The sequence below is a fragment of the Pedobacter sp. Leaf176 genome, assembly GCF_001424305.1.
Lineage (GTDB): Bacteria > Bacteroidota > Bacteroidia > Sphingobacteriales > Sphingobacteriaceae > Pedobacter.
Map to the genome: position 1 here is coordinate 732,909 of NZ_LMPD01000003.1, position 24,292 is coordinate 757,200.

A 24,292-nucleotide genomic window follows, 5' to 3' on the forward strand; every position below is an offset into this window, starting at 1 on the left:
TGGAAGCGCATTAACTCAATAGCCGCAGCAATTCCTGTTTGTTCAAATTCTTAAATAATCCATTTTCATTCTGAATTAAATCTTTAACCAAATCCTTTTTTACAGCCTGAAGTTTCATTATTTTTTCTTCAATCGTATCTGGACAAATCAGCCGAACGGCCATTACATTTTTATGCTGGCCAATACGATAGGCACGGTCGATCGCCTGGTTTTCCACTGCTGGATTCCACCAGGGATCGACCAGGTAAACATAATCTGCCTCGGTTAAATTCAAGCCTGTTCCACCGGCCTTTAAACTGATTAAAAAAACCGGAACATCCTTATTCTGAAAAGACTGTACAACCTCTTGCCGCTTTTTGGTTTGACCAGTTAAATATTCGTATTTAATTTCTTTAGCTTCGAGCTCCTTTTTAATCAAATCCAACATGGTTACAAACTGCGAGAAAACCAAAATTTTATGGTTCACTGCTTTAACCTGGATTTGCTCAATCAAAACATCAATTTTTGACGAAGCCTGCAGGTAAGATTTTCCGTCCGCCAATAATGCTGCTGAATTGCAAATCTGCCTTAACCGGGTTATACTTTTTAAAACATGCATAGCGCTTTTAGGCAATTCATCCTCAGTTTTACCTAAAATATAATCCTGAATTTCCTTTTTATTTGCTTCGTATACCTCACGTTGCTCCTCGCCCATTTCGCAATACAGAATTACCTCTGTTTTATCAGGCAGTTCTTTAGCAACCTGTTCCTTGGTTCGTCTTAAAATAAAAGGACGAATCTTTTTTTGTAATTCAGCAGCCCTTTTACTGTCTTTAAACTGGTCGATCGGGGTGGAATATAAATCAGCGAACTGTTGTTTGCTGCCGAACAGCCCCGGACAGGCAAAAGAAAGCTGTCCGTATAAATCGAAAGTATTATTTTCTATCGGTGTTCCGGTAAGGGCTACTTTATTTCTGGATTGCAGCATCCGGACGGTTTTATAACGCTGGGATTCTGGATTTTTTATATTTTGCGATTCATCCAGAAAAATGTAATTGAACCGGTAATCTTTTAAAAAACGGATATCCGAAAGCAATGTTCCATAAGAGGTCAGAATGATTTCAAACCTGTCGAAATCGTCTGAGGTTTTAACCCTATCGCTACCGTATATTGTTCTCACTTTTATAGACGGTGCAAACTTTTTCACTTCTGCTTTCCAGTTAAAAATCAGCGATGCAGGAACCACAACAAGATTGCTATTCTGTAGAACTTTTGTTCTTTGCGATAAAATGAACGCAATTATCTGTACAGTTTTGCCTAATCCCATGTCGTCGGCAAGAATGGAACCGAAGTTAAAATCATCTAGAAAATTAAGTCGATTTAATCCATCTTTCTGATACGGCCGTAGTATGGCATTAAGCTCCTTCGGTGTCTCTATATAATTAACTAAATCATCACCTTCAAATTTCTGTTTAAACGTTCTAAGCTCATTTTTTACTTTACCATCAAGCAAAGCGTCTTCATATAGCTCATTAATCGAAGCGAACTTAATTTTATGAGTCAGTAAAGTATCATCAACAATTTCGCCTGCGGTAAAATAATCCGTAAATTTTTTTAACCATTCCTCAGGCAGAATACCCTGAGTCCCGTCGTCCAGGGTAACAAATTTGCTTTTGTTTCTAATCGATTTATGCAAATGTTTTAGCGCAACATTCTGCCTACCAAACTTTACTTTTACTTTGGTTTCAAACCAATCTGTACCGCTTAGCACCTCAACGTTTATTTCTGCTTTATGCGGATTAAGCTTATTATTTTTTAGCTGATTAAATCCTAAAATATGGATATCCTTACTGCGCAACGCTTCAAAAGCATCTAAAAACCAGAGTTCTTCTAAAAATCTTTTGCGATGGAGGTAGTAAGAATCGTTGGTTTCCTGATCATAAAAAAATGGATGTTGCTTTAATATTTCAGCAGTAAACTGCAACTCTGCCTCTTCGTTACGATTTAAGGTGAAAAGGTTACCAAATTTATCTTGTGCCTGAATTTTCTTTTTGGATAAAACCGGAATTTCCAGATTACCATAACGCATAACCGGCGTAATTAAAATGAAATCTTCCGATTCGGAAAGATAAACGAGCTTTTCCAGCTCTAAATCAAAACCTTTCTCTTCGATTTGCCTGGGTGTGGCTGGTTTCAGGTAGGAATAATCGACGTGGATGTTATTTTCCAATTGAATCAGAATGTGCTTCTGAAACTCCGGATATTTATTTTTATGGATGACAAGACGGTTGCTTTGTTTAACGAAAAAACCGATAACCTTTACCAAATCGGCATTTCCCAAAAGATACAGGTGATTTTTTAGCTGCACAAAATAGTTATACCGAATGACCAGATTATCCAGTGAATAAGAATTCCCGTTTATAATCAAACGTCCGTTAATCTCGAAGAAATCGTCTTTTTGATTGACAGATAAATGCAGGTCACCATCAAGAAGATAAAGTTCAACAGCTGAAACCGAAGAAGCCTGAATATTGGAATGCTGTGTATTATCATGCAGGTAAACGGGGATTTTCAACGGATTCTTCACAATTGCCTTTAAAGCTTCAATTTCTGCCTCACTATTTTCCACTGCGTAGTTATTCTGAAACTTTGCGATTCCGCCGTAGAACTTAAGTTCATCACTGTCTTCCGCTTTGAAAATTAAATCGCTTTGATTAATACTTTTGAGTGGGTTTTTAGCATTTCCAGCTTTTGTTAATTGCGCACAGTACAAATTAACATTAAGGCTATTGTAATACCGGTGATTGGCTAAAACCAATATAAGCTGGCCATTGTCTATTTTAACTGACGGGGTTACCGCTTTCTTTTCGGGTAATAATGCAGACTGGAGTTGCTGCAGTGCTTCTGTATTAAAGGCCTGCAAAGCAGCAACTTTCGGCTTTATGGTGAGTTGTCCATCATTTTCAAACTTAATGATAAACAGTGTTTCCAGATTGGCTTCCTTTTCCAAACCATAATCTTTCGCGATTTTTGCAAGCCTTTGCCTACGCAAGTTTTCATCGAAAAAAATCAACAAGTCCTGACGCTGCAAAATATTGTACAAAACCTGAGCCTGATGTGAACAAAGTTTGCTTTTGGGTGCATCACATCTGCAAGATAACCTAACAGAATTTTCAGTCTGTTGAACCTGCACAATAGGAAAAGGTTGTGGCGGCGATGGATGACTAAAAGCGGCAAAATTTATCTCAATTTGTTCGGTATAAAGATTGTAAAAACCTTTAACATCCGTATAAATCTGATGATTAAGGTGTTTCAAAATGAAAAGATTGCTCAGGTCTTTGAGGTTAAAATCATTTAAAACATAATCATATGGATTATTTGCCTGTCCCTCCAACCTTGAGTTTTCTCCATTCATTACCGCAATATAACAAGAAAATAAGTTAAGGTTCTTTTAGAAAGACGAATTTATAAGGTTTAAAACATCACTGATAAGCTCTTGCGACTTCAGAATTTTGTAATGTCCGGTGCCAGGATATGCTTTTGCCTGTATTTCTTTATTCTTCGAAAGAAAGGCCGTCAGAAATGGATAAGGCGATATATGGTCCTCCTCGTCATAAGCCAGATAATGATTAAAATCTGCTTGCAGTTTATAGAGCGCTGTCAGGTTGAAATGATCTGCTGTCACAGGAAACTCTTCACTAAAATTCTTAAAGAAATTATCTTGTGCTGATTGGCTGATGTTTATTGAATCCATACTTTGCTCGAAGTTTTCTTTCAATCTGATTAACGGCGCAATACTGATTAACCGTTTAGGATTAAGTGCTGCCTCCTGAATTGCGATTACATTGGCCATACCGCCAAGTGAATGTCCGATAAGAAAATCGGGCGCCCCGTAGTTTTCCGCGATGGATTTTACAGATTCAGCATACAACATCAGGTTGGAGAATTCGGAAACCGAACTTCCATTTCCCGGTGCATCGAAGGCAATAATTTCTAAAGCATCAATTTTCCGCAGGGCTTCAATAAGTTCATAAAAATCTGCGGCTTTCGAAGCCCATCCGTGTGTAAGTATAACTTTCACATCACCCTTCCCCCAGCTAAAGCAATTAATATCGAGATGGGCTTGAGTAAAATACGCATCATAAACTTTTAGCGTAAACCGTTTCGATTCAGCCAGGAGCGTTTCCTGATGCAAGCGCAAAGGCATTTTCGGCGAATAAAAAACAAATTCGCGTATTAGCTTTCCAGCATCCTGCTGCTCTATTTCTGTTGAAATTTTAAGCTCATTTATGATTTTCTTTAGTCTTTTCAATCCCTCAAGTTAATTAGAGCAGTAGACCTTTTATATCTGCCGGTGAATAATTAACTGATTTTAAAGTTTTGTCATCCGATTTCCGGAAAACTAAAAATAATCCATCGATTTCTTTAAGGTAAGATTCAGTCCCGTCTTTATCCAGGTAAAACCGGATGGTTTGTTCCGCTTCTTCAACAGTTTTACAAGCTTTACTCATATTCGAGCGGTGAACCTCATCAAACAAAGTTTTGAACTTGCCGCCCAAACCAAATTCGTGAATTGCACCGGCCAACACATATTGCAAATCGCAAAGTGCATCGGCAACTTCCACCAAATCATCATTTTCCACGGCTTCCTGCAGTTCCTTCAATTCTTCTGCCAACAACGAAATGCGAAGGTTTGCCCTTTGTTTGGAAGGAATAACCGGGGCATCTAAAATCGGATGTTTAAATGTTGTATGGAATTCTGCAACCTGATTTAATGAATTTGTTTCCTGCATAACATGTTTGGTTTATGCCAGCAAAGTTAAAAATATTGTTCAATTGTTAAATCGCTATATGTTTTAATCGGCTAATTCTTTAAAATGTTAACCGACCAGAAAGGTTACTTCTTCTCTCTCACAATTTTAAAAAACTCTTCCCGATAGGTATCCCCTATCGGGATAGATTGATCGCCAATGTAAAGCGCATTGCCATCAATCATTTTAATTTTTTCCAATGATATTATATACGATTTATGCAGACGATAAAATGGTGGCTGGGGCAATTGGGTTTCCAGTTCGCGCAGGGCCTGATAAGTTACAATTCGCTGACTTTCAGTGTAAACCGATACATAATTTTTTAGACCTTCTATGTACAAAATCTCGTTATAGTTCACTTTTATAAACTTATTCTTGGTATCACCTTTTACAAAAATAAAGTCGTTTATCTGATTTGGTGCAGGGACGACCTCATACTGTGAGGGCGAAATAATTTGCTGCGCTTTTTGCGCCGCCTTATAAAAGCGTTCGTAAGAAATTGGCTTAAGCAAGTAGTCAACCACATTTAAATCAAAGCCATCTAAGGCATATTCCGGATAAGCCGTTGTTAAAATCACTCTACACTTATCACCACATATTTTTAGAAACTGAATGCCTGTCAACTCGGGCATTTGTATATCCAGAAAAATTAAATCGACTTTGTGTTCCTGAACCATAGCTAGTGCTTCAAAAGCGTTGGTTGTTGTACCAACCAATTCCAAAAAAGGCGTTTTACTAATAAATGAAGCAATAATATCCGAGGCATATACCTCATCATCAACAGCTAAACAGCGGATCATAAATTTAATATTAAAGTGGTTTTGTAGGTATTTCCATTGTTCGAGATTAGCAATTCATGCCGGTCTGGATAAATTAAATCCAGTCGCCTGTGTACATTTACCAAACCAACCCCGCTTGAATGGTCTTTTTGAGCATGGCTGATTTTATTGCTGACTTCAAAACTTAATCTTTTGTTCTGAACCTTCAGCCTGATGCGAACGGGTTGTGTTTCTTCGTTTAGAACACCGTGTTTAAAAGCATTTTCAACAAATGGAATCAAGACCAAAGCGGCTATTTTCTGTTCGACAACACCTTCCTTAGTGAAATCTACATAAAAATTTGGTTCAAAACGCATTTTAAAAAGCTCGATATAACTCTCCAGATAGTTAATTTCCTTTTCCAGACTAACCATACCGTCCGGGCTTTCGTTTAACGTATAACGCATTAAATCTGAGAGCCGCAATACTGCATTCGCCAACTTATCAGAAACCGGTATTGCCAATGAATAGACATAGTTTAAAGTATTATACAAAAAGTGAGGATTTATCTGTGATTTCAGGAAAGCGAGTTCCGATTTTAACACCTCATCTCTTAATTTCCGGTTGGCTTTTTCAGCTTTAAAATTCTGCTGAATACTATATATCGCGGCCGGAACGACCAGAAAAGCAATGCTGTAATAAATATTATCTGAGATATATTTTGATATAGGCGTATCATCTGTATAATTCTTCATCCCGAACCATTCAAAATACAAAACCTGTTCAATTAAATACCTCAATGAGATAAAAATGGCCATCGTGAACAGAATTGCTGCGACCAGCTGGAAAACTTTATCTCGTTTTAGAAAAGATGGATAAACCCATAGATAACAGATATAAAATTCCACTATCTGTATTACATTCATTGAAATATCAAATGCCGATTGCCTTAAAGTAACACCTTTAATTAATGCTTCGCCATAAAGATAAGCCAACACGGCCACCCAACAAATGAGGTGAACGAGTACTGCTCTGGTTTTTTTCATAATATAAAACTGAAAAAAATAATCTGCTTGCTCTATTTTGTTATGCCAACTGTCTCATAAATTATCCCAACGACTATTTTTTTGTAATAAATTACAAAATCAGCAACATCCAAACATTACAAGCAAAATGCCCAGAATTGCCCAATGCACCATCAAGCCTTTTAAAACCTGCTTTTTCATACATACCAATAGCAGTATGAAGTTCAGGAAACGACTCAAGATAAACTTCATTGTAGCCAAAATGCTGTGCTGATTCGATGCTCTTCTGCATTAATGCTTTACCTATTCCTTTACCTCTCGCTGCCGCCGAGAGGTAAAACTTAACAAGCTCTACGCAACCATCAGGCAAACCTTCAGTTGGAAAAATGCCGCAGCCGCCCAATAATACGCCATCTTCTTCTGCAAGCCAATAGACAGATCCATCTTTTTTAAAAACCTCAGATAAATGATCCATTGTCGGGTCTGTGTAAACGGTACCGGGTTTGTCAATTTTAAATTCTCTGAAAATTACACGGATTAAATTGGCTAAGTCCTGGTTATCTTTCTCTTCTATTTTTCGAAAATTAATGCTCATAGTCTTTCTTGTTCAACATCATAATGAATGCTTGATGTTGTGTTAATATACCAAAGGTACATTTACTAAATTTTAAAGGAAACATGAATCAGATATTTAGTTTATTTATACCCAGGGATAAGACTTTTCAGCCTTTATTTGAACAAAGTGCGGAAAACCTGGTCAAAATTTCGGAAGCCCTTGTTTCCTTCATCCGCACCCCGGAACAAATTCATAAAGCAAAATTCGCAAAAGAGATCAAAGCTTTGGAACTGCTTGGCGATAAGGCAACCGATACAATTTATGATGAACTGAACAAAAGTTTTATCGTTCCTTTTGATAAGCAGGATGTACATGCACTTGCAACTACAATTGATGACATAGCAGATGATATTTTAGCTACAGCAATGAACATAGAGCTTTATCAGCTCGACACATCGAATGTAGCAATGCTAAAATTGAGCGAAATTATTCTGCAAATGTGCAGTCAGCTCTGCAAAGCCATCAAAGAAATTAAAAACTTCAAAAATAAACAGCTGATTATAGATGTTTGCGTGCATACAGGTCAGCTGGAAAGCAAAGCTGACAGACTTTATGAACAGGCTATTTCTTTACTTTTCGACTATGAAGCCGACGCAATTTCCTTGATCAGGCAGTCTGAAATTTTGGGCCAGCTCGAAAAAACAACAGATAGATGCGACGATTTAGCAAATGTTATCGAAACAATATTCTTGAAAAACGCTTAGTCAAATTCGTATTAATTGCTTAAAATTTAAAATAATACAAACAAAAGCTTAGGTATAGTGCTTTCTTATTAAAAAAAGCGTTATGGAAAATCAAGATATTAAACCGCAGGTTTCAAATTCAAATCCTCAGCCAAAACCTACTGATGATGCACAATCTTTAGTGGAAACCATTATCCCATCTACTGAAGAAAAAGCAAGCAGCACAACAAAAGTGGAACAAGCCAGCAGTAAATCGGAAAGCCCTATAACTAAGAAAAAGGAAGACGATGGTGAACAAACCGATGCAAACTCGGAAGAAACCAACATTAAAACGACTGACGAAGCCGGCAAAGATCAGCATGATGAAGGCGATAAAATTGAAACTTTAGCACCATAAAGAATAAGCAAAGCTCAAAATATGCCGGCAACCGAAATAGTTTTCCTATTTTGGCGTTATGATAAGCATGAAAAAGACAATATTATTTTGTTTTCTAACCATTTCGATATTTGGTTGCGGAATAAACAAACAAGCACAGCAGATAAAAGCACTCGAAGACTGCACTTATAAAATAAAAAACGTCAATCAAATCACATTAGCAGGTTCAGATTTAGGTAGATTAATCAATCAACAAGATTTTAATCTGGCAAGTTTACCCGGTGTTGCCTTAGGTTTATTGAGAAAAGACATTCCACTAAGGGCTAACCTCAATCTGGAAATCACCAATCCTTCAGGAAATCTAGCTGCAATAAATCAGTTTGAATATAAGATCCTGGTGAACAACACCGATTTAGCGGAAGGAATCGTAAACCAGGCGGTAAGCATTCCGCAAGGCCAAACCGTTACTGTACCTGTGCAAATGAGCAGCAACATTTACGGTCTTATATCTAATGGTAACGTTTTAAATGATGTGATAAGGGCCGCACAAAAAGGCGCTAAAAGTGATGAAAAATTGGGTTTGTTGACTATTAAGATAAAACCAACAATTATGATTGGCAATACACCCGTAAAATATCCGGGTTACATCACCATTAATAAAGACATCAGCAATAAAATACTATTATAAATTTAGAATGATTGTGCATAAATTAATTCGTTATTAAATTTGTCACGTTGAGCTTGTCGAAATACCTTAAAACTAATTAAAAAGTCCTTCGACAAGCTCAGGATGACGTTTCCTATTACAAAATCAGCCTCTCCTTTATTTAAAAATTCTATGTGGTTTGTATATCATTCCTTTAAAACCATTTTGATCTAACTGCTCGGAAACAATTTTTAATTCGGCAGCAGATAATCGCTCCGGAATTGTTGTGGATTGGGCACTCAAACTAGCACTTTTTGATCCCGTTGTTATGAAACTACCTGTTCTGGCATATAGCAGGGCAAACGCCAGCAAAGTTTCACTTTCATCACCCCAGGCTCGGGTTAAATCATCATAGGCATCCTTATCTACAGTTAATCCTGAATAATAACCGCCTGTTCCCGATTGGTTCTTGGTTTCAAATTCTGGAATGTACATATCAAATTTATCAATTTTTATTGGAAAAAAGCCTACTGGTTTGCCATAAGTCGTTGCACCAATAAGCTTCACATCCATAACAGGTTTTAAGCAATTAACTGTAAGTTCGCTCGCAGATGCTGTTGAACCAGTTACAATAAAATAAACACGACTTAGATTTAAAGAACCTGACTTTGCAAATTTTTCAATGTTATCTGAAGATGTTGCTGAATAATCCAAGTCGGCGTAAGTTGCATATTTCCCATTAACACCAGACGTAAAGGTTTGCAGCTTACCAGCATCATCCAATAAAGGCTGGTGCGCCAGAACAGAAGCTTTGCGTTGTGTGGTCGTTAAATTTTGAAGGTATGAGTTGTAATAAGTTGAAAACATAATATTTCCTGTTTGTGCCACCGGGCTTAAAATATTAATAATCTGAGTCGCCGTACTTACATACCCACCGCCATTATACCTCAAATCAACAACAACTTCAGTTACCCCCTGAGTCGAAAAATTTGAAAAAGCGTTATTAATTGATGCTGAAGCATTATTTGTAAAACTGTTGAACACGATATATCCTACTTTTTTCGTTCCCACAGTATAAACATTGGTAAATAATATCGGATTTACGGTGTAAGTTGCTCTGGTAATGGTTACATTTTTAATTGCACCTGTTAAATCAATAAATGTTAAACTTACTGATGGAGATGTGCCAAATAGTGCATCATTTACAAAATTAACATTCGCTGCAGAGGTATATGAAATGCTGGTTCGTCCGTTTATGGCAGTTAATCTGCACCCTCTCGTTAAGCCTTGCTGGCTCGCTGGCGAATTTGGATAAACATATTTAACACGCAAATCAGATGTTGTATTATAAGTCGCAGAAAAACCAAAGTCATTTTCGGTTCCGTTTACATCGGCCTTTAAGGCTGAGGTTTTGCCGGTAGTACCGTAATCAAAAAAGGAATATTTTGGAGAAGTAGGGTTACTGCTTGAATACTCGTAAGGCCTTCCTGTTTCCGGATTAACCGAAAATTGTGTAATAGCAAATAATTCCGATTCATTAGAACTGTAAGTACGTGGTTTAAACACGTCAAATGCGGGCAATGATGTGTTCCAATAATAAAGTTCCTTTGAATACAGGAAAATTGAATCTTTTGTTAATTCCTCGCGACTGCCAGTAACGGTCGTCGTAGGAGTAGGTGGCGTTACCTCAGGCGTGAGGGTAGTTTTCTTACAAGCCGTAAAAAGTGAAATACCACATATCAAGTAGATAAGCAGGTATTTAAAAGTATTTTTTTTCATATTGGGGCAATTATCAAAACGGACATTATATATACGTTAATCCTGACTTAAAAGTTCACTTGTAAATATCTTTACAAATAATAGATAAACTAATCTAACATTAATTAAATCATTTAACGTGATTATATCTTTAAAAGACAATATTTAACAATAAATAGTGATTAAAACGCAATAATAAAGTTTTGTTATAATTCCGGATTATGATAAACCCTGTTAATTTAGCCCGAAATTTGTCGCTTACGCACCCCAATTCCAAACGCTATTATCTGCATATTTGATTTGGAAATTAAATTAGTCAAAATGGAAAAAGTGCAATTTAAGAAAGAAATCAATGCCTCACCCGAAAAGGTTTGGGATATTCTTTTGGGTAACGAAAGCTACCCATTATGGACTGCTATTTTCGCAGAGGGTTCCAGTGTAGAAACGGATTGGCAGAAAGGTAGCAAGGCCTTATTTCTAGACGGCAAAGGAAATGGTATGGTTTCGAGAATCGAAGAAAACATCTCTAACCGTTTCATTTCGATAAAGCATCTGGGCGAATTTAAAGACGGCAAAGAAGATCTAAATCAGGATTGGGGCGATGCATACGAAAACTATACGCTTGAAAGCAAGGATGGTAAAACAGTACTAACCATTGATCTGAATGTAAGCAAAGACTGGATAGATTATATGGAAAAAACCTGGCCGGAAGCATTGAACAAGGTCGCGGAACTGGCAGAATCCTGATTAAAATATAAGATGCTGAATCAAATTAAAATATAGCTTTGAGGTCAGAATCTATTTCGTTTCATCCGTCGTTCTCGTGCAGGCGGCAATCTTAAAGCACTCAGCAATTAGCATTAGGACTTCCAATTAAATTGGGAATGATGTATCGAAACATAATTTGCTTTTGAGTCAGCGTAATTTTTTTTGAGACAACCTCTTTATAAACTGCGTGATTTCGATTTGAAACGAACGCTCTTTAGCATACACCAAAAATCAGTATAAGCAGGGTCTAAGTAATATGTGCAGTCAATGTTCTCAGGTATTCCCGCATAATACTTTGTCGTTTACTATTCCAAAGCGAATACCGCTACATCTGTTATAGCCAAATGACGGCTAAAAAGTTCTCGGTCAGGCCGCTATACTTTCCCGATGTCGCGAAACGAGATAGTAATTATAATCGTTAGAATGCAACCCCGGCAGGTTGACGTTACCCACAAAATTCCTATTTATATTTTCCACCAAACTTTTAGGCTTCTCACGCTGTTTTTCAAAAAGATGAGGCGGGGGGGTCGATCCTCACTTACAGCGATAAATATTTTAATAATGAAAAAATACAAAGTTGGAATTATCGGTTACGGAGGCTTCGGTAGATTCCTTCATTACTGGTTGGATAGATTGGAAAATGTAGAAATTACTGCAATTACAGATTCGGGCAATCATTTTCAGGCCAGCGAAAACTTAAAATCATTTACGGATTGGAAAGATCTGATTAATGATACTGAAATAGATATTGTTTGCATCGTTACCCCCCCAAACCTGCATGCTGATATGGCTTGCGCAGCGATGAAATCAGGGAAGCATGTTTTACTTGAAAAGCCTGTAGCAGTTACACTGGAGAGCGCCGAAAGGTTATTAGAGGTACAGAAAGAAACCGGAATGGTGATTACTGTTGACCACATGATTCGTTATAATCCGATTATCCAACAATTTATGAAGCTTGGAAAAAGTAACGCGTTCGGGAAACTAAGACACGTAGTTGTCAATAACTATGCTCAGGATGCCGCGCTACCTGTAGACCATTGGTTTTGGGATGAGGCAATTTCCGGTGGTATTATGGTAGAGCATGGTGTACATTTCTTCGATATCGTTCATGCGCTTGGCGATCAAAATCATAAACAAGTATTTGGTTGTTCGCATCAGCGTAATGAACTGCAACGCGATCGTGTGGCTGCGATGGTCTTGTACAATGATGGGCTAATTGCTGACTATTACCATGCTTTCTCTGGCCCTGGCTTATTTGAACAAACAACGATACACCTTGCTTATGATTTGGCACGTGTAGAAATAGAAGGCTGGATGCCTTTAAAAGGTACCCTGAAAGCACTTGTTAATGATCAGACAAAAAAGCAGCTACAACAAATTCCCGGCTGGGAATTAATCGAAAATAACAGACTCGATGCACTTAGAGATGTTTCCCGTCCTGAAGGTTGGGGTGATTCTGATTCCGAAGGCTCGCAAAGTAACGAATTAACCTACTGTGGAGGAATAGGATATGATGTTAGTGACATGATCTCGGGTAATTTTGAAATTCACCAAACCAAGGGTGAAGTTTACGGAAAATGTGTACAGGAAATCCTCTCTGATATGATACTTAAAATAGAAAATAAGGATCATAAACTTACTATAACCATTGAAGATGCAGTTGAAGCATTGAAAATTGCACTCCTTGCTTCACAATAATTCATCATTTGTGATGCTGGGCTTCTTATGAGCAGGTGATACGGCATCTGATACGAAGAATATTGTGCTAATTGTAATTCGATAATGCCATGACACTGGTTTAAAAAAAAGCCTCTCTGAATGAAAGGCTTAAAGAGTGGTGCCACCTGGATTCGAACCAGGGACACAAGGATTTTCAGTCCTTTGCTCTACCGACTGAGCTATGGCACCATCCGCTTGGGATTGCAAATGTAATATTATTTTTTAAACCTGCAATCCTTCTTTTTTTTAAAGTAATTAATCATTAATAACATTCATTAAAAAAATATATTCCAAACCGTCTACATCGTCCATAATCTCACCAATTTTTTTAAAACCTAAACCTGAAATAAGATTAAGCGAATTTTCATTATCTGGCGAAACCGATACGATAAAATTTTCGACTCCAAAGATTACATTCGCCCAATTGATAATGGCAATAACCGCTTCTTTTGCATACCCATTCTTTCTATAAGCCTTAAATACTTCATAACCAAACTCCACAGCATTATTGGCATAATCTTTTAAGTATTCCGGATTGGGACTGCTGTGGAATCGCACCAAACCTACCATTTGATTTTCTTCAGGGAGAATTATTGCTCTAGCCGTCCAGGGCAAATAATTTTCATCTTATTCGAATTGCCTTAAGGCGTATTGCAAACTACTTAGCGAATCAAAAAATGCTACAGGAATCCGTGTTTGTAACAAATGCTCCGCCCCTTCCAGATTTTTGTTCAGACAATTAGAAACAACTTCTTTATCGATTAAACGAAGGATTAACCTGGAAGTCATAATATCTTCTGTAGATTTTTGCATAAAAGTAAAATTGGGATTACTGAAGAAAATAATGCTAAATGTGGACTTAAAGCCTAAAAACCAAAAAAGCCTCTCATTTCTGAAAGGCTTTTGGAAGTGGTGCCACCTGGATTCGAACCAGGGACACAAGGATTTTCAGTCCTTTGCTCTACCGACTGAGCTATGGCACCTCCCGTTTGGGATTGCAAATGTAGTGTTCTTTTTTATAAAGCAAAAACTTTTTTAAAAAAACCTTCTCATCGTCTGATAATCAATTAATTAATTTCCCATGCTTTTACAGCCCCGTATTCAGTCAAACTTAGAATCGTTATAAACAGTAATTATTAATTATTTTTTTTATGCATGCATAGTAATTTATTTAAATTAAATATCCTAATTTAGCGCTACAAACCTAAAATACATGGTAAGTCAAATCCTTTTTCTCCTACTTACACTGGCAGCTATAGCGCTGTTTACGGTTAATTCCCGAAAAATTATTCGCAACATCCGTTTGGGTAAAGCCATAAACCATTACGACCAACCTCAAAAAAGGTTAATGACGATGTTACGTGTTGCATTCGGTCAGTCGAAAATGGTCGTTCGCCCTATCCCTGCTTTTCTTCACTTCTTCGTTTATGTTGGTTTTGTGATCATCAACATCGAGGTTTTAGAAATTATGATTGATGGCCTTTTCGGTACACATCGTATTTTTCACGGTATGGGTGGGCTATACGATTTTCTAATTGGCTCTTTCGAAATCCTGGCGCTTACGGTTTGGCTTTCATGTGCTATATTCCTCGTTCGCAGGAATATTTTGAAATTAAAACGTTTCAGAGGCGTTGAAATGACCAGCTGGCCAAAATCCGACGCAAACTATATCCTGATAACAGAAATTTTATTAATGTCTGCTTTTCTTCTGATGAATGCTGCAGATGCAAAACTTCAAAGCCTTGGCGCCGGCCATTATGTTAGTGCGGGTTCATTCCCGGTTAGTCAGTTTTTGATCAACATCCTGCCAAACACAGAAAACTCGCTAATTATTCTGGAGAGAGGCTGCTGGTGGTTTCACATCATCGGCATATTGGCATTCTTGAATTACCTACCTTATTCAAAGCACTTCCACATTCTTTTCGCTTTTCCAAATACCTATTTCTCAAACCTCGAACCAAAAGGTGAGTTTACAAATATGGCTTCGGTTACCAATGAGGTAAAAGCGATGTTAGATCCTTCCTTCGTTCCTGCAGAAACTGAACCAGGAAAATTTGGCGCTAAAGATGTAACCGATTTAAACTGGGTAAACCTGATGAATGCTTATACCTGTACTGAATGCGGAAGATGTACCTCTGTATGCCCTGCAAACATAACAGGTAAACTTTTATCACCCAGGAAAATCATGATGGATACCCGGGATAGAGTTGCTGAAGTAGGTAAAAATATTGACATACATGGTGTAGACCACCAGGATGGAAAATCTCTTTTGGATGACTACATTTCAAGAGAAGAAATATGGGCTTGTACAAGCTGTAACGCCTGCGTTGAAGCTTGTCCGGTAAACATCGACCCCCTACAAATCATCATGGAATTACGCCGATTCGCGGTAATGGAAGAATCGCAGGCCCCGGCAAGTATTAATGCCATGATGGGAAATATAGAAAATAACCAGGCACCCTGGAAATATTCACCTGCCGACCGTTTCAACTGGGCAGAGGAAAATTGATAGTTAACTCTTATATATAAACATCATTCTATCACGCCTCTCGATACTTGATACTCGATACTTGATACTTGATACTTGATACTAAATACTTGATACAACGATATGGAATTTAAAGTCCCTACAATGGCCGAGTTGATGGCTGCAGGCGAAGAGCCGGAAATATTATTCTGGGTGGGATGCGCAGGAAGTTATGATGAAAGAGCACAAAAAATCACCCGCGACATTTGTAAAATTCTGCATCATGTTGGGATAAAATATGCTGTGTTAGGCACAGAGGAAAGCTGTACCGGCGACCCTGCAAAACGAGCAGGAAATGAATTCCTTTTTCAAATGCAGGCGATGACCAATATTGAGGTATTGAATGCCTATAACATAAAAAAGATAGTTACAGGTTGTCCACATTGCTTCAATACAATTAAAAATGAATATCCGGGCTTAGGCGGTACTTATGAAGTTATTCACCATAGCCAATTAATACAGGATTTAATTAATGAAGGCAAATTGAAAGCCGAAGGAGGCGAAAGTTTCAAGGGACGGAAAATAACCTATCACGATCCATGCTATTTAGGCCGGGCCAACGGAATTTACGAAGCTCCGAGAAAAGCTTTGGAAGTTTTAGACGCGCAATTGGTTGAAATGAAACGTTGCAAAAGCAATGGTTTATGTTGCGGTGCAGGTGGTGCACAAATGTTTAAAGAACCCGAAAAAGGAAATAAAGACATCAACGTGGAGCGTATTGATGAAGCCTTACAAACGAATCCTGAAGTAATCGCTGCAGGATGCCCGTTTTGTATGACCATGCTGAGTGATGGCATTAAACTTAAAGATAGAGAACAGGATGTTAAAGTATTGGATATCGCCGAAATTACGGCCAGGGCAAACGGTTTATAATTTAATTAGGGCTTGGTAATCTTTGTCAGGTTTTGCCTGATTTGATTCAAATCTTCTGCCTCTATATTTTTAAGCGGAATTACCACACAGGTGGCCATAGAATCTACATCGCCATTTTTGTCGTTATAGGTTTGAACAATAACATCGTCATTTTTGGTCCTTAAATATAACAGGCCGGCTTTTGTGGTTCCATAATAATCTAGATCCCTGAATTTTGCTAATTTAAATGCAAAATACTCTATTTTACCGTTGTTGAAATAACGTTTATACCTGCAAAACCCGGTGTTGGTAACATTTAATTCATACTTTTTTACAACAGTGCTTTCTTTACTTGAATCATAATGTTCTGTGAAGCTTTTCTGAAGAAACATCGCATATTCCTCAAGTGAATCATGAACAGAAAATGCGGTTAAAAACACACAAATCGCAGGAATTGAGAGCAATTTCAAGCAAATTGTAAACTTTTTCATAGTACCAGCGTTTTTATGTCACCAAGTTAATTAAATTGGTAATTTTGTTTATGATTTTTTCTCCACAATCGCGAATTTGGATATACCAGAGCAATAGAAAATTCACTCCTGCTGAAGAAGCTGAAATTTTGACTAAGCTTAAAGCCTTTACACAACAGTGGAAAGCCCATGGCCATGAATTAATGGCAAAAGCAGAAGTTAGGCATGGCTATTTTATTATATTAACCGTCGATGAAAGTCAGGCCAACGTGACAGGCTGTTCTATCGACAGCTCGGTGCGATTGATAAAAGAAATTGAACAAACGCTCCATGTAGACTTGTTCAACCGTTTCAACATTGCATATAAAATTGACGGGGAGGTCCATGTACAAAATAAAGAAGATTTTGAAACCCTGATAAATATTAAAAAGATAACTCCCGAAACAATTGTTTTTAATAATATGGTACAAAACCTTGAGGAGCTGGAAACCAGATGGGAAGTACCTTTCAAAAACAGCTGGCATTCTACAGTGTTTGCACATTTATTATAAGGGCTATGTTCATAGTCGATCTGCAATACATCGTACCACTTGAAGAATTGGATAAACACATGGCTGCACACATTGAGTACCTGAATAAATATTATACAATGGATATTTTTATTGCTTCAGGTCGCAAGGTGCCACGAACAGGCGGAATCATTTTAGCGTTAGCGGAGGATGAACCGACATTAAAAAAAATCCTGATGGAAGACCCATTTTACAAACATAAATTAGCCGATTTCTCCATCACACAATTCCGAACATCTCAATACCATCAGGATCTAAAATCACTCCTGCGTTAGTTCTTCCGTTGAGCTCCAGAACAGGTAAAGATTATTTTAGCTATCTACCAAACAATTAGCTGCAAAAAGCATTATATTGTTACATCAAACAATATATATGAAGCGCTGGCTCAAAATCTCCTTAAAAGTCTTATCGGTTGCTTTCTTCTTGATTTTATTAACCTGGCTTGCAGGCGCTTTTTACATCAGCAGAAACAAAAAGGAAATTTTAGCTTCAATATTAGCGCAATTAAACAAAAACCTGAACGGTAAAATAACCGCAGCAAGTATGGAGCCTACATTACTTAAAGGTTTCCCGGGTGTTTCAGTTTCCTTAAACGACGTTTTATTAAGGGACAGTCTTTGGAACATGCATAAGCATGATTTGCTCAAAGCTAAAGACATCGACGTCTCCCTGAATGTTTTATCACTCTTCGTAGGTGCTGTAAACATCAATCAAATAACGCTTAACAACGCTTCGATCTACATTTACACCGATTCTAATGGCTACAGCAATACCAGCATCTTCAAGAGCAAAAAAAAGGCTGAGAATAAATCTTCCTCCACATCCTCGGACTTTGCCGTTAAAAAAATTGACTTCAATAAGGTTAGCCTGGTTGTAGACAATAAGAAACGTTTTAAACTATTTAATTTCAAAATCGACCAGATCCAGGGCAGATTGAAGTATCCGGATAGCGGCTGGACCGGGCAAATCAAGCTGAAAACACTGGTAAACAGTTTTGCATTCAATACAAGAAAAGGAAGTTTCTTAAAAGATAAAATGCTTGACGGAACCCTTTCCGCGCATTACAGCAGAGCACTTGATGCCGTTATCTTAGACCCGGAAGAACTTAAAATAGGAGGTCACCCTTTTAAAATAGGTGCCAAAATAGACTTAGCAAACTCCGGTTTCAATATTAGTATTGCAGTTGATCAGATCCTTTTCAAAGATGTTGCGCTATTGTTGTCTCCTAATATTTCTTCAAAACTTTTGAAATTCAGTATTGAAAAGCCAATAGACATCAGGGGTAACATTATCGACGACGGATCGGGCAAGTATGGCGATCCGCTGATTAAGGTTGGTATCAAAGTAAGAGACAACATTGTTGGCATCCCTGCCGGCAAATTGACTTCTGCCAGTTTTGACGGCACTTTTACCAATCAGGATACGATAAAGGGTATCATAGGTGATGAAAATTCTGCCATAAAATTCTATCGGCTTACGGCAAGGTATTTTAACGCTCCATTGAAAGTAGATACCTTTACTGTTACAAACCTGGCGAAACCCATTGCTACAGGGCTGGTAACCTCGCAATTCCCATTGACCAATTTAAACAATTCATTTGCGACGAACGATTTTGAATTTAAAGACGGAACTGCTAACCTAAGTTTATATTGCAAGGCAGACATTGATAACTTCCGTTTTACTAAGCCCGTTGTGTCGGGAAAGATTCAGGTTTCAAATGCCGATATTTTATACATACCGCGTAAACTGCATTTAGTTAAAAGTGCGCTGAGTATCAATTTTAATCAAAATGATTTATCTATCCAAAACGGTCATTTTCAACTTGGCAAAAGTGAACTTAATGTAGATTGCAATATTGCAAATTTCGCAAACCTATACTATACAGACCCGGATAAAATTATCGTGAATTTAAAAATGAATAGTCCGCAACTTTACCTGAATGAATTCTTGCCGTTTTTAGGACCGAGAAGTGTGAGAAAGACCAAATCATCAACAAATTCGATAAAAACAGCGTCAAGAGATTTAAGTAATGTGCTGGAGGTCTCAAAAATGAATATAAATTTGACTGTGGGTAAAGCCATATATGATAAGTTTACAGCGAGGAATCTGAATGCGGACATTGCACTCCGTGGAGCCGGCATTTACTTTAATAAAATAAGCGTTGAGCATGCGGGCGGCTTACTGGCTCTAAATGGCAATATTATTCAGGAAGCAGCATCAAACCGCTTTAAAATTAATTCCAAAATAAGCCATGTAAGTGTATCCGACTTTTTCTATTCTTTCGATAATTTTGGGCAAAAAAGCATTACCAATAAAAATCTAAAGGGCTATTTATCATCCCTGGTTGATGTAGGAGGAAGAATATCGCATACTGGAAAAATATTACCACGCTCCATAAATGGAAAGGTCATCTTTAACCTTAAAAATGCGGCTTTGGTAAATTTCGAACCTTTAGAGAAAGTAGGTAAACTCGCCTTCGCAAACAGGAACTTATCCGATATAAGGATTAATAATCTTGATGGAACACTGAACATTAAAGGCGATAAAATAGAAATAAGCCCGATGCAAATTAATTCAAGCGTATTGAATCTTAACGTTAAAGGCACCTATGGTATATCATCAGGAACCAACATTGCGATGGATATTCCGCTAAGAAACCCTAAAGGAGATGAAAATTTAGACCGCCAGCAAAAGCGGGAAGCCCGAATGAAAGGCATTGTTCTGCACCTTAAGGCTACTGATGAAAATGGGGAGTTAAAAGTGAAGTGGAATAAGGATCATGATTAAACCCTGGTTTAATTTATAAATTAAATTCATAGCTGCGTTAAAAACTCCGGTATAAACTAAAAGTCAAGGGGCCCAAGCCGTCTCATATTTCGTAATATAAGATATTGGCGATGCCTGATGTAAGGTGTTGCATTCTCTGGTGTCCACCTGCGTGGATTAGGAAAGCATGAGGCAATTAATGCAGCCTGGTTCCTGCTCAATTTTGTGCATGATTTGCCATAGTAAGCCCGGGCAGCGGCTTCCGCACCATAAATACCGTCTCCCATCTCTATTACATTCAGATACACTTCAAGAATCCGCTCTTTACTCCAGAAAATTTCTATCAATAAGGTGAAATAGGCTTCAAATCCCTTTCGAACCCAGGATCGGCCCGGCCATAAAAAAACGTTTTTTGCAGTTTGTTGTGAGATTGTACTTCCGCCTTTCACTTTTTTACCCCTGGCATTACTGGCGAAAGCTTTTTCTATTGATTTTAAATCGAAACCGATATGCTTTAAAAACAATTGATCCTCCGCGGATACTGCAGCCCGTTTCATATTATCAGAAATGTCTTCAAATTTAACCCATTCTTTTTCGGTTTTAAATGGTTTGCCATCTGCTTTTCGCTCAATATTACGCAAAACCATAAGTAAGGTTATCGGCGGATTTATAAAGCGTAAAGCAATCACCCAGAATACCGACACGAGTAAAAAGTATATAAATACCTTCGTAGTGATGTTAATTATTTTTTTTAATATGGGATGCCTTGTCTTGACTTTAGCTCTTTGATTACGGGTTTTCGCCATAGGTTCAAATGTAAATAATCTTGCCCGAAAAAATAGAATGAGGCTGTCTCAAATTAAAATCTAATTAAGGCAATAATTTTATTTCATATTCCGTCATCCGATTGCTATCGGATCTTGCAAAGGCGGGAAACTTAAAACGCTCTTCAAGCATTAGGATTTCCAAATTGATTTGGAGAATGACGACGTATCAAAATAATTTGGTTACGGGCCAGTGTAAATCTCTTTGATATAACCTCGTTTCAATTCCGATTTTACACCGCAAACATTTCCTCCTTTAGATATTATTTCTAATTTGCCACAAAATAACCAGGATGAAGAATCTAATACTTTGCACATTCCTTATCGCCTTGCTTGGCTGTAGCGCAAACAGGAATAAACTTCCAAATTCCAATAAAAAATGGACTTCCTTATTTAATGGTAAAGACATTAAAGACTGGAATGTAAAAATTCACCATCACGGTTACCAGGAAAACTACGGTAATACATTTCGTGTAGAAGATGGAATGATAAAAGTGCGCTATGATCAATACGGTGATTTTAATGATCAGTTTGGTCATTTGTATTATAAAATTCCCTTTTCCTATTATCATTTAGTGGTGGAATACCGCTTTGTAGGAAAATTACAGAAAGGCGCACCCGATTATACGCTCCTGAACAGCGGGGTCATGTTTCATTCCCAGGATCCAAAGACAATGCCTAAAGAACAGGATTGGCCGATATCTATAGAAATGCAATTTCTGGGCGGCTTGGGCGACGGAAAGCCAAGACCAACCGGAAATATGTGTTCTCCGGGCACAAATGTGGTTTACAAAGGAAAAATTGCAGATTCCCACTGCCTGAATTCGACCTCAAAAACTTATGATGGCGATCAATGGGTTCGTGCAGAACTTATCGTACTGGGCGACTCGCTGATAACCCATATCATTAATGGCCATACTGTACTGCAATATTCCAAACCACAAATTGGCGGCGGTGTTGCCAACAACTACGATCCAAAAATTAAAATCGACGGAAAATTATTAAAAGAAGGTTTTATTGCATTACAAAGTGAGGGGCAACCAATTGATTTCAGAAAAGTTGAATTAAAAGATTTGTCGCACCTTAAAAAAAAGTAAAACCTAATCAGGTGTTATCGGTTACTAAATGAAAAAGAAATAACATGAGCATAAAAGTAGCCCTTGTAACGGGAGGTAGTAAAGGTATAGGTTTTGGAATCGCAGAAGCCCTATTGAAAGATGGGTATAACGTGGCCATTACCAGCAGAACCATAAACGCAGCCAATACAGCAGCTGAAAAGCTGGTTGAATATGGCGATGTACTTGCGATAGAAGCAGATGTTAAGGATTTTAAATCGCAACAAGATGCCATAAATCTGATAATTGAAAAATGGGGACAATTGGACGTGCTCATTGCAAATGCCGGAGTTGGTCATTTTGCCCCTATAGACGAACTAACAGTTGAATCATGGAACGACATTATAGATACAAATTTGACCGGTGTATTCTACAGCATTAGGGCTTCAGTTGAGGAAATCAAAAAAAACCGGGGTACAATCATAACCATTTCCAGTTTGGCGGGAACTAATTTTTTTGCAGGTGGCTCCGCATACAATGCAAGCAAATTCGGGTTAACCGGTTTTACCCAATCTGTTATGCTGGATTTAAGAAAGTATGGCGTAAAAGTCAGTACGATAATGCCGGGCTCGGTCGCCAGTCACTTTAATGAGCACAATCCCAATGCAGAAGATGACGCATGGAAAATACAGCCGGAAGATATGGGGAAATTAGTGGTCGATTTGCTAGCAATGCCTGCCAGGACCTTGCCGAGTAAGGTGGAAATCAGACCAACTACGCCGAAGGGATAATAAGGATGTATGGAAAATGTGAGATGAAACCTCAATCTATTTGCATCATCCATTTCCCATTTTCTATCTCACATTTTACAGCATAAAAAAAGTCCTTTCGGTTGAAAGGACTTTTTTATGATTCACTAAAGAATGCTTATTCAGCAATTACTTCGAAAGGAACCTGAACTTTTACTTCTTTGTGCAAGTTTAAATTAGCCGTGTATTCACCAACAAATTTAGGTTCAGTTTCGAAAGTGATGCGACGACGATCTACATCAAAGCCTTGTGCTTTTAATGCTTCAGCAATCTGGATAGTGTTAACTGCACCAAATATTTTACCGCTTTCGCCAGCTTTAGCGCCGATAGAAAGTTTAACACCCGTTAAACGCTCTGCAACACCTTCAGCATCTTTCTTAATTTTATCTTGTTTAAAGGCAGCTTGCTTTAAATTTTCAGCCAAAACTTTCTTTGCAGAAACCGTAGCTAAAGATGCAAATCCTTTTGGTATTAAGTAGTTACGACCATAACCTGGTTTTACCGTAACGATATCGTCTTTTTCACCTAAAGATTTAATATCTTGTTTTAAAATAATTTCCATATCAAATCCTCCTTATTTTAATTGGTCAGCAACGAATGGTAACAAACCGATGTGACGAGCACGTTTAACAGCCTGAGCCACTTTGCGTTGAAATTTTAACGATGTACCAGTTAAGCGGCGTGGTAATAGTTTACCTTGATCGTTAATAAATTTTAACAAAAAGTTTGCGTCTTTATAATCAATGTACTTGATTCCGTTTTTTCTGAAACGGCAATATTTTTTACGGTTATCCTCTACTTTAGGGGCAGTAACGTATTGAATTTGTTCTCTCGCCATTACGCTGCAACCTCCTTAGTTTTTTTGTTAAACGCACCGCTGCGTTTTTTTGCGTTATAAGCAACCGCATGTTTATCTAACCTGATGGTTAGGAAACGTAACACGCGCTCATCGCGTTTTAATTGTAATTCTAATTTAGCAATCAATTCTCCTGGAGCACTATACTCGGTTAAATTGAAAAATCCGTTAGATTTTTTAGCGATCGGATACGCTAATTTTCTCAAACCCCAATTGTCTTCGTGGACAATTTCGGCACCGCCATCAGTAAGAATGGTTTTGAATTTAGCTAATGCTTCTTTCGCTACTTCTTCTGATAACAACGGGGTTAGAACGATAACAGTTTCGTACTGATTCATTGTTATATAAATTTATTTTTATTTAAGCCCGAGGTATATTACGGGGACGCAAAATTAACAATATATTTCTTAAAATCAAACCTTTAA

Annotated in this window: 26 protein-coding genes and 2 tRNA genes; 12 read left to right on the plus strand and 16 right to left on the minus strand. The window is 37.7% G+C overall.

The genetic code is table 11. The features are described from left to right. Window positions 1-10: 10 nt before the first annotated feature. The 6 genes from ASF92_RS12015 to ASF92_RS12040 form a co-directional block, all read right to left on the minus strand. Complete coding sequence (locus ASF92_RS12015; protein ID WP_056092931.1) at window positions 11-3,394, minus strand: DEAD/DEAH box helicase; 3,384 nt, start codon at window positions 3,392-3,394, stop codon at window positions 11-13. 36 nt (window positions 3,395-3,430) lie between these two features. Then, on the minus strand, window positions 3,431-4,291 hold the full coding sequence (locus ASF92_RS12020; protein ID WP_056092934.1) for an alpha/beta fold hydrolase: 861 nt from the start codon (window positions 4,289-4,291) through the stop codon (window positions 3,431-3,433). 13 nt (window positions 4,292-4,304) lie between these two features. Then, window positions 4,305-4,772: a nucleoside triphosphate pyrophosphohydrolase family protein gene (locus ASF92_RS12025; protein WP_056092938.1), complete on the minus strand. Its 468-nt coding sequence runs from the start codon at window positions 4,770-4,772 to the stop codon at window positions 4,305-4,307. A gap of 104 nt (window positions 4,773-4,876) precedes the next feature. Further along, window positions 4,877-5,590, minus strand: coding sequence for a LytTR family DNA-binding domain-containing protein (locus tag ASF92_RS12030; RefSeq protein WP_056092941.1), 714 nt, complete (start codon window positions 5,588-5,590; stop codon window positions 4,877-4,879). Further along, the gene (locus tag ASF92_RS12035) at window positions 5,587-6,594 is read right to left on the minus strand and encodes a sensor histidine kinase (protein ID WP_056092944.1); all 1,008 of its coding nucleotides are present in this window, start codon (window positions 6,592-6,594) and stop codon (window positions 5,587-5,589) included. The genes ASF92_RS12030 and ASF92_RS12035 overlap by 4 nt, the downstream gene beginning before the upstream one ends. 91 nt (window positions 6,595-6,685) lie before the next feature. Further along, complete coding sequence (locus ASF92_RS12040; RefSeq protein WP_056092948.1) at window positions 6,686-7,168, minus strand: GNAT family N-acetyltransferase; 483 nt, start codon at window positions 7,166-7,168, stop codon at window positions 6,686-6,688. 83 nt (window positions 7,169-7,251) lie between these two features. On the opposite strand from ASF92_RS12040, the gene ASF92_RS12045 reads away from it, so the two are divergent. The 3 genes from ASF92_RS12045 (at window position 7,252) to ASF92_RS12055 (ending at window position 8,936) form a co-directional block, all read left to right on the plus strand. Then, window positions 7,252-7,893, plus strand: coding sequence for a DUF47 domain-containing protein (locus tag ASF92_RS12045; protein ID WP_056092954.1), 642 nt, complete (start codon window positions 7,252-7,254; stop codon window positions 7,891-7,893). A gap of 82 nt (window positions 7,894-7,975) precedes the next feature. After that, window positions 7,976-8,269 carry a hypothetical protein gene (locus ASF92_RS12050; protein WP_056092957.1) on the plus strand — a complete coding sequence of 98 codons (294 nt, stop codon included), beginning with the start codon at window positions 7,976-7,978 and terminating at the stop codon, window positions 8,267-8,269. Window positions 8,270-8,336: 67 nt separating this feature from the next. Continuing rightward, a complete protein-coding gene (locus ASF92_RS12055) occupies window positions 8,337-8,936 on the plus strand; it encodes an LEA type 2 family protein (protein WP_056092960.1) in 600 nt (199 codons plus the stop codon). 135 nt (window positions 8,937-9,071) lie between these two features. On the opposite strand, the gene ASF92_RS12060 is transcribed toward ASF92_RS12055, so the two are convergent. Further along, window positions 9,072-10,673 (minus strand): S41 family peptidase, encoded by a 1,602-nt coding sequence (locus tag ASF92_RS12060; RefSeq protein WP_056092963.1) that lies wholly within the window; start codon window positions 10,671-10,673, stop codon window positions 9,072-9,074. 300 nt (window positions 10,674-10,973) lie between these two features. On the opposite strand from ASF92_RS12060, the gene ASF92_RS12065 reads away from it, so the two are divergent. Next, entirely contained in the window at window positions 10,974-11,399 is a 426-nt protein-coding gene (locus ASF92_RS12065; protein WP_056092965.1) for an SRPBCC domain-containing protein, read from the plus strand. Between the two features lie 582 nt (window positions 11,400-11,981). After that, the gene (locus ASF92_RS12070) at window positions 11,982-13,118 is read left to right on the plus strand and encodes a Gfo/Idh/MocA family protein (protein ID WP_056092967.1); all 1,137 of its coding nucleotides are present in this window, start codon (window positions 11,982-11,984) and stop codon (window positions 13,116-13,118) included. A gap of 137 nt (window positions 13,119-13,255) precedes the next feature. On the opposite strand, the gene ASF92_RS12075 is transcribed toward ASF92_RS12070, so the two are convergent. The 4 genes from ASF92_RS12075 to ASF92_RS12085 form a co-directional block, all read right to left on the minus strand. Further along, window positions 13,256-13,328, minus strand: a tRNA-Phe gene (locus ASF92_RS12075). Between the two features lie 66 nt (window positions 13,329-13,394). After that, window positions 13,395-13,754: a GNAT family N-acetyltransferase gene (locus ASF92_RS12080; protein ID WP_157263852.1), complete on the minus strand. Its 360-nt coding sequence runs from the start codon at window positions 13,752-13,754 to the stop codon at window positions 13,395-13,397. Between the two features lie 12 nt (window positions 13,755-13,766). Then, complete coding sequence (locus tag ASF92_RS20815) at window positions 13,767-13,952, minus strand: hypothetical protein (RefSeq protein ID WP_082489547.1); 186 nt, start codon at window positions 13,950-13,952, stop codon at window positions 13,767-13,769. 97 nt (window positions 13,953-14,049) lie between these two features. Beyond that, window positions 14,050-14,122: transfer RNA gene (locus tag ASF92_RS12085), tRNA-Phe, on the minus strand. 230 nt (window positions 14,123-14,352) lie between these two features. On the opposite strand from ASF92_RS12085, the gene ASF92_RS12090 reads away from it, so the two are divergent. Both ASF92_RS12090 and ASF92_RS12095 read left to right on the plus strand, forming a co-directional pair. Next, a complete protein-coding gene (locus ASF92_RS12090; RefSeq protein WP_056092974.1) occupies window positions 14,353-15,648 on the plus strand; it encodes a 4Fe-4S dicluster domain-containing protein in 1,296 nt (431 codons plus the stop codon). A 102-nt stretch (window positions 15,649-15,750) separates the two neighbouring features. Then, a complete protein-coding gene (locus ASF92_RS12095; RefSeq protein WP_056092977.1) occupies window positions 15,751-16,539 on the plus strand; it encodes a (Fe-S)-binding protein in 789 nt (262 codons plus the stop codon). Between the two features lie 5 nt (window positions 16,540-16,544). Here the strand turns inward: ASF92_RS12095 and ASF92_RS12100 are convergent, their stop codons facing one another. After that, entirely contained in the window at window positions 16,545-17,009 is a 465-nt protein-coding gene (locus ASF92_RS12100; RefSeq protein ID WP_056092980.1) for a hypothetical protein, read from the minus strand. Between the two features lie 50 nt (window positions 17,010-17,059). Here ASF92_RS12100 and ASF92_RS12105 point away from each other — a divergent pair, with 50 nt between their 5' ends. The 3 genes from ASF92_RS12105 (at window position 17,060) to ASF92_RS12115 (ending at window position 20,344) form a co-directional block, all read left to right on the plus strand. After that, window positions 17,060-17,539, plus strand: coding sequence for a hypothetical protein (locus ASF92_RS12105; protein ID WP_056092983.1), 480 nt, complete (start codon window positions 17,060-17,062; stop codon window positions 17,537-17,539). A 5-nt stretch (window positions 17,540-17,544) separates the two neighbouring features. Continuing rightward, window positions 17,545-17,832, plus strand: a complete 288-nt coding sequence (locus tag ASF92_RS12110) for a YciI family protein (RefSeq protein ID WP_056092986.1) — start codon at window positions 17,545-17,547, stop codon at window positions 17,830-17,832. A gap of 97 nt (window positions 17,833-17,929) precedes the next feature. After that, the gene (locus tag ASF92_RS12115; RefSeq protein ID WP_056092988.1) at window positions 17,930-20,344 is read left to right on the plus strand and encodes an AsmA-like C-terminal region-containing protein; all 2,415 of its coding nucleotides are present in this window, start codon (window positions 17,930-17,932) and stop codon (window positions 20,342-20,344) included. Window positions 20,345-20,400: 56 nt separating this feature from the next. Here the strand turns inward: ASF92_RS12115 and mtgA are convergent, their stop codons facing one another. Next, window positions 20,401-21,129: a monofunctional biosynthetic peptidoglycan transglycosylase gene (mtgA, locus tag ASF92_RS12120; RefSeq protein ID WP_056092990.1), complete on the minus strand. Its 729-nt coding sequence runs from the start codon at window positions 21,127-21,129 to the stop codon at window positions 20,401-20,403. A gap of 311 nt (window positions 21,130-21,440) precedes the next feature. On the opposite strand from mtgA, the gene ASF92_RS12125 reads away from it, so the two are divergent. Both ASF92_RS12125 and ASF92_RS12130 read left to right on the plus strand, forming a co-directional pair. Next, entirely contained in the window at window positions 21,441-22,244 is an 804-nt protein-coding gene (locus ASF92_RS12125) for a DUF1080 domain-containing protein (RefSeq protein WP_056092993.1), read from the plus strand. A gap of 44 nt (window positions 22,245-22,288) precedes the next feature. Further along, window positions 22,289-22,993, plus strand: a complete 705-nt coding sequence (locus ASF92_RS12130; RefSeq protein ID WP_056092998.1) for an SDR family oxidoreductase — start codon at window positions 22,289-22,291, stop codon at window positions 22,991-22,993. Window positions 22,994-23,129: 136 nt separating this feature from the next. On the opposite strand, the gene rplI is transcribed toward ASF92_RS12130, so the two are convergent. Genes rplI through rpsF form a run of 3 tightly spaced genes read right to left on the minus strand, consistent with a single transcriptional unit; the run spans window position 23,130 to window position 24,205 of the window. Continuing rightward, the gene (gene rplI / locus ASF92_RS12135) at window positions 23,130-23,573 is read right to left on the minus strand and encodes a 50S ribosomal protein L9 (RefSeq protein WP_056093002.1); all 444 of its coding nucleotides are present in this window, start codon (window positions 23,571-23,573) and stop codon (window positions 23,130-23,132) included. 12 nt (window positions 23,574-23,585) lie between these two features. Further along, on the minus strand, window positions 23,586-23,849 hold the full coding sequence (rpsR, locus tag ASF92_RS12140; RefSeq protein WP_056093004.1) for a 30S ribosomal protein S18: 264 nt from the start codon (window positions 23,847-23,849) through the stop codon (window positions 23,586-23,588). Further along, window positions 23,849-24,205 (minus strand): 30S ribosomal protein S6, encoded by a 357-nt coding sequence (gene rpsF, locus ASF92_RS12145; RefSeq protein WP_056093007.1) that lies wholly within the window; start codon window positions 24,203-24,205, stop codon window positions 23,849-23,851. Before rpsF ends, rpsR begins: the two co-directional genes overlap by 1 nt. Window positions 24,206-24,292 lie beyond the last annotated feature (87 nt).

Bases quoted from the DNA above. Each gene is read 5' to 3' on its own strand.
- ASF92_RS12125 (WP_056092993.1), top strand. From the start codon at position 21,441: ATGAAGAATCTAATACTTTGCACATTCCTTATCGCCTTGCTTGGCTGT.
- ASF92_RS12095 (WP_056092977.1), top strand. From the start codon at position 15,751: ATGGAATTTAAAGTCCCTACAATGGCCGAGTTGATGGCTGCAGGCGAA.
- ASF92_RS12070 (WP_056092967.1), top strand. From the start codon at position 11,982: ATGAAAAAATACAAAGTTGGAATTATCGGTTACGGAGGCTTCGGTAGA.
- ASF92_RS12090 (WP_056092974.1), top strand. From the start codon at position 14,353: ATGGTAAGTCAAATCCTTTTTCTCCTACTTACACTGGCAGCTATAGCG.
- ASF92_RS12055 (WP_056092960.1), top strand. From the start codon at position 8,337: ATGAAAAAGACAATATTATTTTGTTTTCTAACCATTTCGATATTTGGT.
- mtgA (WP_056092990.1), bottom strand. From the start codon at position 21,129: ATGGCGAAAACCCGTAATCAAAGAGCTAAAGTCAAGACAAGGCATCCC.
- ASF92_RS12035 (WP_056092944.1), bottom strand. From the start codon at position 6,594: ATGAAAAAAACCAGAGCAGTACTCGTTCACCTCATTTGTTGGGTGGCC.
- ASF92_RS12045 (WP_056092954.1), top strand. From the start codon at position 7,252: ATGAATCAGATATTTAGTTTATTTATACCCAGGGATAAGACTTTTCAG.
- ASF92_RS12040 (WP_056092948.1), bottom strand. From the start codon at position 7,168: ATGAGCATTAATTTTCGAAAAATAGAAGAGAAAGATAACCAGGACTTA.
- ASF92_RS12115 (WP_056092988.1), top strand. From the start codon at position 17,930: ATGAAGCGCTGGCTCAAAATCTCCTTAAAAGTCTTATCGGTTGCTTTC.
- rpsR (WP_056093004.1), bottom strand. From the start codon at position 23,849: ATGGCGAGAGAACAAATTCAATACGTTACTGCCCCTAAAGTAGAGGAT.
- ASF92_RS12110 (WP_056092986.1), top strand. From the start codon at position 17,545: ATGTTCATAGTCGATCTGCAATACATCGTACCACTTGAAGAATTGGAT.
- ASF92_RS12025 (WP_056092938.1), bottom strand. From the start codon at position 4,772: ATGCAGGAAACAAATTCATTAAATCAGGTTGCAGAATTCCATACAACA.
- ASF92_RS20815 (WP_082489547.1), bottom strand. From the start codon at position 13,952: ATGCAAAAATCTACAGAAGATATTATGACTTCCAGGTTAATCCTTCGT.
- ASF92_RS12100 (WP_056092980.1), bottom strand. From the start codon at position 17,009: ATGAAAAAGTTTACAATTTGCTTGAAATTGCTCTCAATTCCTGCGATT.
- ASF92_RS12030 (WP_056092941.1), bottom strand. From the start codon at position 5,590: ATGATCCGCTGTTTAGCTGTTGATGATGAGGTATATGCCTCGGATATT.
- ASF92_RS12015 (WP_056092931.1), bottom strand. From the start codon at position 3,394: ATGAATGGAGAAAACTCAAGGTTGGAGGGACAGGCAAATAATCCATAT.
- ASF92_RS12130 (WP_056092998.1), top strand. From the start codon at position 22,289: ATGAGCATAAAAGTAGCCCTTGTAACGGGAGGTAGTAAAGGTATAGGT.
- ASF92_RS12050 (WP_056092957.1), top strand. From the start codon at position 7,976: ATGGAAAATCAAGATATTAAACCGCAGGTTTCAAATTCAAATCCTCAG.
- ASF92_RS12105 (WP_056092983.1), top strand. From the start codon at position 17,060: ATGATTTTTTCTCCACAATCGCGAATTTGGATATACCAGAGCAATAGA.
- rplI (WP_056093002.1), bottom strand. From the start codon at position 23,573: ATGGAAATTATTTTAAAACAAGATATTAAATCTTTAGGTGAAAAAGAC.
- ASF92_RS12065 (WP_056092965.1), top strand. From the start codon at position 10,974: ATGGAAAAAGTGCAATTTAAGAAAGAAATCAATGCCTCACCCGAAAAG.
- rpsF (WP_056093007.1), bottom strand. From the start codon at position 24,205: ATGAATCAGTACGAAACTGTTATCGTTCTAACCCCGTTGTTATCAGAA.
- ASF92_RS12060 (WP_056092963.1), bottom strand. From the start codon at position 10,673: ATGAAAAAAAATACTTTTAAATACCTGCTTATCTACTTGATATGTGGT.